Annotated in this window: 10 protein-coding genes; 9 read left to right on the plus strand and 1 reads right to left on the minus strand. The window is 71.2% G+C overall.

Annotated elements, in window-relative coordinates; translation table 11 throughout:
* The first annotated feature begins 83 nt into the window (after positions 1 to 83).
* The 8 genes from shc (at position 84) to C6376_RS34865 (ending at position 9,179) form a co-directional block, all read left to right on the plus strand.
* Positions 84 to 2,108, plus strand: a complete 2,025-nt coding sequence (gene shc, locus C6376_RS34830) for a squalene--hopene cyclase (RefSeq protein ID WP_107447053.1) — start codon at positions 84 to 86, stop codon at positions 2,106 to 2,108.
* Entirely contained in the window at positions 2,108 to 2,749 is a 642-nt protein-coding gene (locus C6376_RS34835; protein ID WP_107447054.1) for a 1-hydroxy-2-methyl-2-butenyl 4-diphosphate reductase, read from the plus strand. Before shc ends, C6376_RS34835 begins: the two co-directional genes overlap by 1 nt.
* A 5-nt stretch (positions 2,750 to 2,754) precedes the next feature.
* On the plus strand, positions 2,755 to 3,777 hold the full coding sequence (gene hpnH, locus C6376_RS34840) for an adenosyl-hopene transferase HpnH (protein WP_107447055.1): 1,023 nt from the start codon (positions 2,755 to 2,757) through the stop codon (positions 3,775 to 3,777).
* A 4-nt stretch (positions 3,778 to 3,781) separates the two neighbouring features.
* Positions 3,782 to 4,957 carry a flavodoxin-dependent (E)-4-hydroxy-3-methylbut-2-enyl-diphosphate synthase gene (gene ispG, locus C6376_RS34845; protein WP_107447056.1) on the plus strand — a complete coding sequence of 392 codons (1,176 nt, stop codon included), beginning with the start codon at positions 3,782 to 3,784 and terminating at the stop codon, positions 4,955 to 4,957.
* Between the two features lie 30 nt (positions 4,958 to 4,987).
* Positions 4,988 to 6,910, plus strand: a complete 1,923-nt coding sequence (gene dxs, locus C6376_RS34850) for a 1-deoxy-D-xylulose-5-phosphate synthase (protein ID WP_107447057.1) — start codon at positions 4,988 to 4,990, stop codon at positions 6,908 to 6,910.
* A complete protein-coding gene (locus tag C6376_RS34855; RefSeq protein WP_107447058.1) occupies positions 6,907 to 8,292 on the plus strand; it encodes an aspartate aminotransferase family protein in 1,386 nt (461 codons plus the stop codon). Before dxs ends, C6376_RS34855 begins: the two co-directional genes overlap by 4 nt.
* A 135-nt stretch (positions 8,293 to 8,427) precedes the next feature.
* Entirely contained in the window at positions 8,428 to 9,060 is a 633-nt protein-coding gene (locus C6376_RS34860; protein WP_107447059.1) for a helix-turn-helix domain-containing protein, read from the plus strand.
* Positions 9,057 to 9,179, plus strand: coding sequence for a DUF6126 family protein (locus C6376_RS34865; protein ID WP_107447060.1), 123 nt, complete (start codon positions 9,057 to 9,059; stop codon positions 9,177 to 9,179). Before C6376_RS34860 ends, C6376_RS34865 begins: the two co-directional genes overlap by 4 nt.
* Before the next feature lie 8 nt (positions 9,180 to 9,187).
* On the opposite strand, the gene C6376_RS34870 is transcribed toward C6376_RS34865, so the two are convergent.
* Entirely contained in the window at positions 9,188 to 9,985 is a 798-nt protein-coding gene (locus C6376_RS34870; protein ID WP_107447061.1) for a tyrosine-protein phosphatase, read from the minus strand.
* Positions 9,986 to 10,209: 224 nt separating this feature from the next.
* Here C6376_RS34870 and C6376_RS34875 point away from each other — a divergent pair, with 224 nt between their 5' ends.
* Complete coding sequence (locus C6376_RS34875; RefSeq protein WP_107447062.1) at positions 10,210 to 12,285, plus strand: alpha-galactosidase; 2,076 nt, start codon at positions 10,210 to 10,212, stop codon at positions 12,283 to 12,285.
* Positions 12,286 to 12,347 lie beyond the last annotated feature (62 nt).

A 12,347-nucleotide genomic window follows, 5' to 3' on the forward strand; every position in this document is an offset into this window, starting at 1 on the left:
CCGGTGTGCGAGGAGAGAGAGCACCGGCCGACGGCGGACCCACAGCAGACGCAACGACATGCACACTGCACGAAGGGGAAGCCATGACAGCGACGACCGACGGAAGCACCGGGGCGGCCCTGCCGCCCCGCGCTGCCGCGGCCAGCGAAACCGCCCTCACCATCCCCGTGGCGGCCGGGGTACAAGAAGCCGCCGCACGCGCCACGCAACGCGCCACCGACTTCCTGCTCGCCCGGCAGGACGCCGAGGGCTGGTGGAAGGGCGACCTCGAGACGAACGTCACGATGGACGCCGAGGACCTGCTGCTCCGCCAGTTCCTGGGCATCCGCGACGAGGCCACCACCCGGGCCACCGCGCTCTTCGTCCGCGGCGAGCAGTGCGAGGACGGCACCTGGGCCACCTTCTACGGCGGGCCGCCCGACCTCTCCGCCACCGTCGAGGCGTACGTCGCCCTGCGACTGGCCGGCGACGAACCCGACGCGCCCCACATGGCCCGGGCCTCCGCCTGGATCCGCGACCAGGGGGGCATCGCCGCCGCCCGGGTCTTCACCCGGATCTGGCTGGCCCTGTTCGGCTGGTGGAAGTGGGAGGACCTGCCCGAACTGCCGCCCGAGCTGTTGTTCTTCCCCAAATGGTTCCCGCTGAGCATCTACAACTTCGGCTGCTGGGCCCGCCAGACGATCGTGCCGCTCACCGTCGTCTCGGCGAAGCGCCCGGTGCGCCCCGCGCCGTTCCCGCTCGACGAGCTGCACACCGACCCGGCGAACCCGAACCCGCCCAGGCCCCTTGCCCCCGTGAACAGCTGGGACGGCCTCTTCCAGCGGCTCGACAAGGTGGTGCGCGGCTACCGGACGGTCGCGGTGCGCAGACTGCGCAGGGCGGCCCTGAACTCCGCCGCCCGGTGGATCGTCGAGCGGCAGGAGAACGACGGCTGCTGGGGCGGGATCCAGCCGCCCGCCGTGTACTCGGTCATCGCCCTGCACCTGCTCGGCTACGACCTCGGACATCCCGTGATGCGGGCCGGGCTCGCGTCGCTCGACCGGTACGCGGTGTGGCGCGAGGACGGCGCCCGGATGATCGAGGCCTGCCAGTCGCCGGTGTGGGACACCTGCCTGGCGACCATCGCGCTGGCCGACGCGGGAGTGCCCGCCGACCATCCGCAACTGGTCAAGGCCGCCGACTGGATGCTCGGCGAACAGGTCGTGCGCCCCGGCGACTGGTCGCAACGACGGCCCCAACTGCCGCCGGGCGGCTGGGCGTTCGAGTTCCACAACGACAACTACCCGGACATCGACGACACCGCCGAGGTGGTGCTCGCCCTGCGCCGGGTCGCGCACCACGACCCGGAGCGGATGGACCGCGCCATCGCACGCGGGGTGCGGTGGAACCTCGGGATGCAGTCGAAGAACGGCGCGTGGGGCGCCTTCGACGTCGACAACACCAGCCCGTTCCCCAACCGGCTGCCGTTCTGCGACTTCGGCGAGGTCATCGACCCGCCGTCCGCCGACGTCACCGCCCACGTGGTCGAGATGCTGGCCGTCGAGGGGCTCTCCCACGACCCGCGCACCCGGCGCGGCATCACCTGGCTGCTGGCCGAACAGGAGCCGGAGGGCTCGTGGTTCGGACGCTGGGGCGTCAACTACGTCTACGGCACCGGGTCGGTGGTGCCCGCCCTCACCGCGGCCGGACTGTCCCCACGGCATCCCGCGATCCGCCGGGCGGTGGCCTGGCTGGAACGGGTGCAGAACGACGACGGCGGCTGGGGCGAGGACCTGCGCTCCTACCGGGACCCCGTCCGCTGGAGCGGCCGGGGCGCCTCGACGGCCTCGCAGACCGCCTGGGCCCTGATGGCGCTGCTGGCGGCGGGGGAGCGCGACTCCAAGGCCGTCGAACGCGGTGTCGCCTGGCTGGCGGCGACACAGCGGCAGGACGGCTCCTGGGACGAGCCGTACTTCACCGGCACCGGCTTCCCCTGGGACTTCTCGATCAACTACCACCTCTACCGGCAGGTCTTCCCGCTGACCGCACTGGGCCGGTACCTGCACGGAGAGCCGTTCAGCAAGAAGCCCGTCCCGCACGCGGTGTCCACCGAGGCCGAGGGGAGCTGATGAGCACGCAGCCCGTCCCGGCGCCGCTGCTGATCGCCTGCGCGCTCGGCATCGAGCACCTCGCCCTGCGCCTGGGCGACCGCAGCGGGGCCGACGGGCCGGTCACCGTCCTGCGGACGGGCATGGGCCCCAGAGCGGCGGAACGCTCCGTCACCCGGGTGCTGGCCGGCCCGGTGCTCGGCGGCGCGGCCGTGCTGGCCACCGGCTTCTGCGCCGGACTCGCCCCCGGCATGCACCCCGGCGACCTGGTCGTCGCCGAGGAGACCCGGGACCCGCGCGGCCGGGTGCCCTGCGTCGGCGCCGACCTGCTGGTCAAGGAACTCGTGCGCATCCTGCCGGGGCGCACCGTGCACACCGGCCCGCTCACCGGCTCCGACCACGTGGTACGCGGACACGAGCGGGCCGACCTGCGCGCGACGGGCGCGATCGCGGTCGACATGGAGTCGGCGTCCACGCTCCTGAGCGCCGTGCGCGCCGAACCGCGCCCGGTTGCGGCCGTACGGGTGGTCGTGGACGCTCCTGAACATGAACTCGTCCGGATCGGCACGGTGCGCGGTGGAATATCGGCTTTCCGCGTCCTTCGTTCAGTGCTGCCTGCTTTTTTCGAATGGCACCGTAATGTTCTGCTCCCCCGGAGGTGAGCCACATGGCCATGCCGCTGCGCCAGTCCATCAAGGTCGCTACATACCTGGCTGAACAGAAGCTCCGCAAGCGGGACAAGTTCCCGCTCATCGTCGAGCTGGAACCCCTCTTCGCCTGCAACCTCAAGTGCGAGGGCTGCGGCAAGATCCAGCACCCGGCGGGAGTGCTCAAACAGCGCATGCCGGTCGCCCAGGCCGTCGGCGCGGTGCTGGAGTCCGGCGCGCCCATGGTGTCCATCGCGGGCGGCGAGCCCCTGATGCATCCTCAGATCGACGAGATCGTCCGGCAGTTGGTGGCGAAGAGGAAGTACGTGTTCCTCTGCACCAACGCCATGCTGCTGCGCAAGAAGATGGAGAAGTTCACGCCCTCGCCCTACTTCGCCTTCGCCGTGCACATCGACGGTCTGCGCGAGCGGCACGACGAGTCGGTGGCGAAGGAGGGCGTCTTCGACGAGGCCGTGGCGGCCATCAAGGAGGCCAAGCGGCGCGGCTTCCGGGTGACCACCAACTCCACCTTCTTCAACACCGACACCCCGCAGACCATCGTCGAGGTGCTCAACTTCCTCAACGACGACCTCAAGGTCGACGAGATGATGATCTCGCCCGCCTACGCCTACGAGAAGGCGCCCGACCAGGAGCACTTCCTGGGGGTGGAGCAGACCCGCGAACTGTTCAAGAAGGCCTTCTCGGGCGGCAACCGGCGTCGCTGGCGGCTCAACCACTCGCCGCTGTTCCTCGACTTCCTCGAGGGCAAGGTCGACTTCCCGTGCACCGCGTGGGCCATCCCGAACTACTCGCTGTTCGGCTGGCAGAGGCCCTGCTACCTGATGAGCGACGGATACGTGCCCACGTACCGCGAGCTCATCGAGGAGACCGACTGGGACCGGTACGGCCGCGGGAAGGACCCGCGCTGCGCCAACTGCATGGCGCACTGCGGCTACGAGCCGACCGCCGTCCTGGCCACCATGGGGTCGCTGAAGGAGTCCCTGCGCGCGTTGCGCGAGACCGTCAACGGAAACCGGGAGTGAGGCGATGACCGCGGTCTCGCTGGGCGTCCCCGGGATGCCGGTCCGGCCGCCGGCGCCGCGCCGCAGGAGCCGGCGGATCCAGGTCGGCTCCGTGGCGGTGGGCGGAGACGCCCCGGTGTCGGTGCAGTCGATGACGACGACGCGGACGTCGGACGTGGGCGCGACGCTGCAGCAGATCGCGGAGCTGACGGCGTCGGGGTGCCAGATCGTGCGGGTGGCGTGTCCGACGCAGGACGACGCGGACGTGCTGTCGACGATCGCGCGCAAGTCGCAGATCCCGGTGATCGCGGACATCCACTTCCAGCCGAAGTACGTGTTCGCGGCGATCGAGGCGGGCTGCGCGGCGGTGCGGGTGAACCCGGGCAACATCAGGCAGTTCGACGACAAGGTGCGGGAGATCGCGAAGGCGGCGAAGGAGCACGGCACGCCGATCCGCATCGGTGTCAACGCCGGTTCGCTGGACCGCCGGCTGCTGCAGAAGTACGGGAAGGCCACCCCGGAGGCGCTGGTGGAGTCGGCGCTGTGGGAGGCGTCGCTGTTCGAGGAGCACGACTTCCGCGACATCAAGATCTCGGTCAAGCACAACGACCCGGTGGTGATGATCGAGGCGTACCGGCAGCTCGCCGCGCAGTGCGACTACCCCCTGCACCTCGGCGTCACCGAGGCCGGCCCCGCCTTCCAGGGCACGATCAAGTCGGCGGTCGCCTTCGGCGCGCTGCTCTGCGAGGGCATCGGCGACACCATCCGGGTCTCCCTCTCGGCGCCGCCGGTGGAGGAGGTCAAGGTCGGCAACCAGATCCTGGAGTCCCTCAACCTCAAGCAGCGCGGTCTGGAGATCGTCTCCTGCCCGTCCTGCGGCCGCGCGCAGGTCGACGTCTACAAGCTCGCCGAAGAGGTGACGGCGGGGCTGGAGGGCATGGAGGTCCCGCTGCGCGTCGCCGTGATGGGCTGCGTGGTCAACGGCCCCGGCGAGGCCCGCGAGGCCGACCTCGGCGTCGCCTCCGGCAACGGCAAGGGGCAGATCTTCGTGAAGGGCGAGGTCATCAAGACCGTCCCCGAGTCGAAGATCGTCGAGACCCTCATCGAGGAGGCCATGAAGCTGGCCGAGCAGTTGGAGCGGGACGGGGCCGCCACCGGGGTCCCCGTGGCCACGGGGACCCCGGCAGTGACGGTGAGTTGAGGCAGGGCACGGACCGAGAGGGGGCCCGACGTGACGATCCTGGAGACCATCCGGCAACCACGCGACCTGAAGGCGCTGTCCGAGGCGGAACTCGGTGAACTGGCTGACGAGATAAGAGAGTTCCTGATCCACGCGGTCGCCCGGACCGGTGGACATCTGGGACCCAACCTGGGCGTGGTGGAACTGACCGTCGCCCTGCACCGGGTGTTCGAGTCGCCGGACGACCGCATCCTGTGGGACACCGGCCACCAGAGCTATGTGCACAAGCTTCTGACCGGGCGTCAGGACTTCTCCAAGCTGCGCGGGAAGGGCGGCCTGTCCGGTTACCCCGCGCGCGAGGAGTCCGCCCACGACGTCATCGAGAACAGTCACGCCTCCACCGCGCTGGGCTGGGCCGACGGTCTCGCCAAGGCGCGCCAGGTGCAGGGCGGGAAGGGCCATGTGGTCGCGGTGGTCGGCGACGGCGCGCTCACTGGCGGCATGGCCTGGGAGGCGCTGAACAACATCGCGGCCGCCAGGGACCGGCCGCTGATCATCGTCGTCAACGACAACGAGCGGTCGTACGCGCCCACCATCGGCGGCCTCGCCAACCACCTGGCGGCGCTGCGCACGACCGACGGCTACGAGAGGATGCTGGCCTGGGGGAAGGACGTCCTGCTGCGCACTCCGCTGGTCGGGCACACCGTCTACGAGTCCCTGCACGGCGCGAAGAAGGGCTTCAAGGACGCCTTCGCCCCGCAGGGCATGTTCGAGGACCTCGGTCTGAAGTACGTCGGTCCGATCGACGGGCACGACGTCAAGGCCGTCGAGTCCGCGCTGCGGCGGGCGAAGCGCTTCCACGGGCCGGTGCTGGTGCACTGCCTGACCGAGAAGGGCCGCGGCTACGAACCCGCTCTCGCCCACGAGGAGGACCACTTCCACACCGTGGGCGCGATGGATCCGCTGACCTGCGCCCCGCTCGCGCCCGCCGGGGGGCCGTCCTGGACGTCCGTCTTCGGCGACGAGATCGTGGCGATCGGTGAGGAGCGCGACGACGTCGTGGCGATCACCGCGGCGATGCTCCACCCGGTGGGGCTCGGCAGGTTCGCCGAACGCTTCCCCGACCGCGTCTGGGACGTCGGCATAGCCGAGCAGCACGCGACGGTGAGCGCGGCGGGCCTGGCGACCGGCGGCCTGCACCCCGTCGTGGCCGTCTACGCGACCTTCCTCAACCGCGCCTTCGACCAGTTGCTGATGGACGTGGCGCTGCACCGCTGCGGGGTGACGTTCGTCCTGGACCGGGCCGGGGTCACCGGCGTGGACGGGGCGTCCCACAACGGGATGTGGGACATGTCCGTGCTGCAGGTGGTGCCCGGGCTCAGGATCGCCGCCCCGCGCGACGCCGAGCAGCTCCGCGCCCAGCTGCGGGAGGCCGTCGCGGTGGACGACGCGCCCACCCTGGTCCGTTTCCCCAAGGAGTCGGTCGGACCGGAGATCCCCGCGGTCGGCACGGTGGGCGGCATGGACGTCCTGCACCGCGCCGAACGGCCCGAGGTGCTGCTGGTGGCCGTCGGCGTGATGGCGCCGGTGTGCCTGCGGGCCGCCGAGCTGCTGCAGGCGCGGGGTGTCGCCTGCACGGTCGTCGACCCCCGGTGGGTCAAACCCGTCGATCCGGCCCTGCCCGGCCTCGCCGCCGAGCACCGGCTGGTGGCGGTCGTGGAGGACAACAGCCGGGCGGCGGGCGTCGGCTCGGCGGTGGCGCTGGCCCTCGGTGACGCCGAGGTCGACGTGCCCGTGCGGCGGTTCGGCATTCCGGAGCAGTTCCTCGCGCACGCCAAGCGCGGCGAGGTGCTCGCCGACGTCGGTCTCACGCCCGTCGAGATCGCCGGCCGGATCAGCGCGAGCCTGGCCGTGCGGGGCGTCAGGTCCGCCGACGCCCCGCTCGCCGGCCCACTCAAGGAGAAGGCTGAATGACCACGGAGTTCGACCTCGGCGCGCTGCTGGCCGAGCGCGGGGCCGAGCGCTACGAGCTGCACGGCAGGTATCTCAACCACCAACTGCCGCGCATGCTGCACACCATCGGCTTCGACAAGGTCTACGAGCGGGGCGAGGGCGCCTACTTCTGGGACGCCGAGGGCCACGACTACCTGGACATGCTCGCCGGGTTCGGGGTCATGGGTCTCGGCCGTCACCACCCCGTCGTCCGCAAGGCGCTGCACGACGTCCTCGACGCGGGGCTCGCCGACCTCACCCGTTTCGACTGCCAGCCGCTGCCGGGGCTGCTGGCCGAGAAGCTGCTCGCGCACAGCCCCCACCTGGACCGGGCGTTCTTCGGCAACAGCGGCACCGAAGCCGTGGAGACGGCGCTGAAGTTCGCCCGGTACGCCACCGGCCGGCCCAGGATCCTGTACTGCGACCACGCCTTCCACGGGCTCACCACGGGCTCGCTGTCGGTGAACGGCGAGCCGGGGTTCCGGGACGGCTTCGCCCCGCTGCTGCCCGACACGGCGGTCCCCCTCGGCGATCTCGACGCGCTGGCCCGCGAGGTGAAGAAGGGCGACGTCGCCGCCCTGGTCGTCGAGCCGGTCCAGGGCAAGGGCGTCCACGAGGCGCCGCCGGGCTATCTGCGCGCCGCGCAGGAGCTGCTGCACCGCCACAAGGCGCTGCTCATCGCGGACGAGGTGCAGACGGGCCTCGGGCGCACCGGCGACTTCTACGCCTACCAGCACGAGGAGGGGGTCGAACCGGACCTCGTGTGCGTGGCCAAGGCGCTGTCCGGCGGCTATGTGCCGGTCGGGGCCACCCTCGGCAAGGACTGGATCTTCAAGAAGGTCTACTCCTCGATGGACCGGGTGCTGGTGCACTCGGCGAGCTTCGGCTCCAACGCGCAGGCCATGGCTGCCGGGCTCGCCGTGCTGTCCGTCATGGAGAACGAGCAGATCGTGGCGAACGCCCGGGCCACCGGCGACCTGCTCAGAACAAGGCTGGCGGCCCTCGTCGACACGTACGAACTGCTGGCCGACGTCCGCGGCCGGGGTCTGATGATCGGCATCGAGTTCGGAAAGCCCAGATCGCTGAAGCTGCGCGGCCGCTGGACGATGCTCCAGGCGGCCCGCAAGGGGCTCTTCGCGCAGATGGTGGTCGTGCCGCTGCTGCAGCGCCACCGGATCCTCACCCAGGTCTCCGGCGACCATCTGGAAGTGATCAAGCTGATCCCGCCGTTGATCGTCGGGGAGCGGGAGGTGGACCGGTTCGTCGACGCCTTCACCGCGGTGATGGACGACGCGCACAGCGGCGGCGGACTGATGTGGGACTTCAGCAAGACCCTGGTCAAACAGGCGGTCGCCAACCGCTGACGCCGACCGCTGACGCCACCGGCGGCGCAGCCCCGAGCCTGCCGCCGCGCCGGTCGCGGGCGGCCAGGTCGGCCGGTGCTTTGCCTCTGAGGCAAGGGATTTGCCAAAGAGGCAAAAGGGGCGTCCAATGGAGGCATGAGCTCAACCGAGTCCGGGCACCCGGCGGAACAGAGCGAGGCGCTCTCCGCCGTCGCCCCGCAACTGCATGACCTGCGCCGCCGGGCCGCCCTCACCCTCGAGGCCGCCGCCCGGGCGGCCGGGCTCTCGCCCGCGCATCTCTCCCGGCTGGAGACCGGGCGGCGCCAGCCCTCGCTGCCGATGCTGCTCGCTCTCGCCCGGGTCTACGGTACGACGGTCTCTGAGCTGCTCGGCGAGACGGCCGCCGACCGGGACGCCGTCGTGCGCGCCGCCGCCATCGAGCCGACCCGCGCCGGCGGCTGGACGTACTGGCAGACCGGCGCCTCCGGGCGGGCGATGCAGGCCCTGCGGGTCCACGTGCCGCACGGGGCGCAGGGGGACATCGTGCGGGTGCACCCGGGCGAGGAATGGCTGCACGTGCTGCGCGGGCGGCTGCGGCTGCGGCTGGCGGACGCCGCGGAGCTGCTCGGGCCCGGTGACAGCGCGCACTTCGACTCGCTCACCCCGCACCGCATCGCCGCCCAGGACGCCGACGGGGTCGAGCTCCTGTTCGTACACACGCTGCTGCACAGCCCCACGGCCACGATGTGCCTGGGCCCGAACCCGCCGGAGACCGGAGTGACGTCATGAGCGACATCGAGGAGAAGTTCCCCCGCACCCTCTGGATCCGGCTGATCATCTACATCGCCGTGGGACATCTCCTCGCGGGGTTCCTCTGGCTGCTGTTCGAGGTGGGCGCCAAGCAGTAGAGGGGCCGTCAGTCCAGGAGCCGCTCGCGCAGTCGGGCGCGGGTCTCGGGGGAGACGCCGAGGCCCTGCTCCAGATAGGCGTCGACGCCGCCCCAGGTCTGCTGCACGGTCTCGAAGGCCGCCTCGAGGTACTCCGCGCGGGCGTCGAAGAGGGGGTCGAGCAGTTCCATGACCTCGGGGGAGTAGGCCGCGGCCGAGGTGGCGCTGCGGCGCACCTTGTAGCGGCGGTGCTTGGCGTTGGACTGCAGGTAGTCGTCGAGGATCGCCTCGCGCTCCACGCCCACGGCGAGCAGTGTCACCGCGACGGACAGGCCCGCGCGGTCCTTGCCCGCCGCGCAGTGCATCAGCGCCGGCACGCTGTCCTCGGCGAGCGCGTGCAGCACCTGTGAGTGCTCTGCCGTGCGCTCCGTGACGATCCTGCGGTAGGAGGAGATCATCCGGCCGGCCGCCCTGCCGTCTCCGAGGATCCCGCGCAGCTGGTCGATCTCGCCGTCCCGCACCATCTTCCAGAACTCGGCGCCGTCCGCCGGGTCCGACAGGGGCAGGTTCACGTTGCGCACGCCCGGCAGCTCGACGTCCGGGCCCTCCAGCCTCTGGTCCGCGGCGTTGCGGAAGTCGAAGACGGTGTGCAGGCCCAGGCCGGCGAGGAACGCGGCGTCCTCGTCGGTCGCGTGCGCGAGATGGCCGCTGCGGAACAGCACACCGTGGCGCACGCGCCGGCCGTCGACGGTCGGCAGACCCCCCACGTCCCGGAAGTTGCGCACGCCGGCCAGCTCGGGCTCGGTCGACGGGATCTGCTGCGTCACGGGGGCTCCCTCCCAGTCGGTCCGCGTCGGCGCGGCTCGTGGTGGCCGACAGGACCTCCTCGACCATACGACACCGGTCGTCGGGGCAACGGGGCGACCGCAGGCCGCCCAGGTCGGACGTCCGCCCAGGTGGGGCGTCGTCCGCCGGAAGTTGCCCGACGGGCGGACCGCGTTCGATGATGTTGACGCTTGATCGCACCTGTTCGTATCAGTGGGGGTTTTTGATGCCCGAGATCGCCGACGCCGGCCGCACCTGGGTCCTTTCCGGGCCCACCAGCAGTTATGCCCTCCACCTCACCGAGGCGGACGAACTGGTCCATCTGCACTGGGGCCCGGCCATCGCCCTCGCCGACGCCGAGGCCCTGGCCGCGCTTCCGTGGTCGGAGCGCGGGGCGTCCTTCGAGTCCCCGCTCGACGGCCGTGAGGAGTACCCGGTCGAGGGTGGCCCCCGGTTCGTCCGGCCCGCCCTGTCGGTGCGTACCGACGAGCGTCGCGGCACCGAGTGGACCTTCGAGGCGCACGAGCGGGACGGCGACGAACTGCGGCTGCGCTTCCGGGACAACGGACTCGCCGTCACCCTGCACTACCGGATGCGCGGCGACGTCGTCGAGCGGTGGACGACCCTGCGCAACGAGGGCGAGCAGCCGCTGGAGCTGCTCCGCGCGGACTCGGCCACCTGGACCCTGCCCGAGCGGGACGACTGGCGGCTGTCGCAGCTGCACGGCCGTTGGGCCGCCGAGTCGCGGCTCGCGCGCACCCCGCTCGGCCACGGCGAGACGGTCATCGGCAGCCGTCGCGGCCACACCGGCCACCAGCACCTGCCCTGGGTCGCCCTCGACACCGACGCCATCGAGGAGCGCGGCGAGGTCTACGGCTGTGCCCTCGGCTGGTCGGGATCCTGGCGGATCGCCGTCGCCCGGCTCCCCGACGCGCGCGTGCAGATCACCGGCGGCGCCGGGTACGACGACTCGGGCCTGCTGCGTCTCGCGGCGGGCGACTCCTTCACCACGCCGGTCTTCGCCGGCCTGTGGAGCGACGCCGGCTTCGGCGGGGCGAGCCGCGCCTGGCACGCCTACCAGCGGGCCCATGTCGTCCCGGACGCCGAGCAGGACCGGCCGGTGCTGTTCAACTCCTGGGAGGCCACCTACTTCGACATCTCCGAGGAGCAGCAGGCGACCCTCGCCCGGCGCGCCGCGGCGATCGGCGTCGAGCTCTTCGTGGTGGACGACGGCTGGTTCGGGGCCCGCACCGGCGACCACGCCGGGCTCGGCGACTGGCAGCCCAACCCGGACCGCTTCCCGAACGGGCTGAAGCCCCTCGCCGACTACGTGCGCGCCCTCGGCATGCAGTTCGGCATCTGGGTGGAGCCCGAGATGGTCAACCCGGACAGCGACCTCTACCGGGCGCACCCGGACTGGGTACAGTTCCAAACAGGACGAAAGCGGACGGAGTTCCGTAATCAGCTCATGTTGAACCTCGCGCGTGAAGACGTCCGGGAATACCTCTGGGAACAGCTGGACGGGCTCTTGTCCAGCGCGCCGATCGACTACGTCAAGTGGGACTTCAACCGCTGCTTCACCGACGCCGGCTGGCCGGACGACCCCTACCCGCAACGCCTGTGGGTGGACCACGTACGGGCCCTGTACGGCCTCCTGGACCGGCTGCGGGCGGCCCACCCGGGCGTCGCCTTCGAGTCCTGCTCGGGCGGCGGCGGACGAGTCGACCTGGGGATCATGAGCCGCACCGACCAGGTGTGGACCTCCGACAACACCGACCCGCTGGACCGGCTCGACATCCAGCACGGCTTCAGCCAGATCCACCCCGCCCGGGTCATGGCCGCGTGGGTCACCGACAGCCCCAACACGCAGCTCAACGGGCGGGTCAGCTCGCTGCGCTTCCGGTTCGTCAGCGCGATGGCCGGGGTGCTCGGCGTCGGCGGGGACCTCGCCGAGTGGAGTGAGGAGGAGCTCGCCGAGGCCCGCCGGTGGGTGGACCTCTACAAGGACATCCGGACGATCGTGCAGCAGGGCGACCTGTATCGGCTGCGTCCCCCGGCGGGCGGCCTGAGCGCCGTCCAGTACGTGCTCGGCGACGAGACGGTCGTCCTCGCCTGGCTCCAGGCGCAGCGGTTCGGCGAGCCCGTTCCGGCGCTGCGGCTGCGCGGACTCGACCCGACGGCGTCGTACGAATGCCGTGAAACTGGTGAAATCCACCGAGGTGCGGTGCTTCTGCATCACGGAATGGGCACGGGGCTGCGAGGCGACCTTGATGCGACGGTTATCCGACTGCGTCGCATCTGAGGTTTCTGTCCGAATTGGATTCTTCGTTCCAACTCGCTCTGGAACAGGAAAAGCTGGAGAAG

Origin of the sequence: Streptomyces sp. P3 (genome assembly GCF_003032475.1) — a bacterium.
Classification (GTDB): Bacteria; Actinomycetota; Actinomycetes; order Streptomycetales; family Streptomycetaceae; genus Streptomyces.

What these genes read in the sequence shown, in the direction of transcription:
- C6376_RS34855 (WP_107447058.1), top strand. Translation starts at nt 6,907, where the DNA reads ATGACCACGGAGTTCGACCTCGGCGCGCTGCTGGCCGAGCGCGGGGCC.
- C6376_RS34860 (WP_107447059.1), top strand. Translation starts at nt 8,428, where the DNA reads ATGAGCTCAACCGAGTCCGGGCACCCGGCGGAACAGAGCGAGGCGCTC.
- shc (WP_107447053.1), top strand. Translation starts at nt 84, where the DNA reads ATGACAGCGACGACCGACGGAAGCACCGGGGCGGCCCTGCCGCCCCGC.
- C6376_RS34875 (WP_107447062.1), top strand. Translation starts at nt 10,210, where the DNA reads ATGCCCGAGATCGCCGACGCCGGCCGCACCTGGGTCCTTTCCGGGCCC.
- hpnH (WP_107447055.1), top strand. Translation starts at nt 2,755, where the DNA reads ATGGCCATGCCGCTGCGCCAGTCCATCAAGGTCGCTACATACCTGGCT.
- C6376_RS34865 (WP_107447060.1), top strand. Translation starts at nt 9,057, where the DNA reads ATGAGCGACATCGAGGAGAAGTTCCCCCGCACCCTCTGGATCCGGCTG.
- ispG (WP_107447056.1), top strand. Translation starts at nt 3,782, where the DNA reads ATGACCGCGGTCTCGCTGGGCGTCCCCGGGATGCCGGTCCGGCCGCCG.
- C6376_RS34835 (WP_107447054.1), top strand. Translation starts at nt 2,108, where the DNA reads ATGAGCACGCAGCCCGTCCCGGCGCCGCTGCTGATCGCCTGCGCGCTC.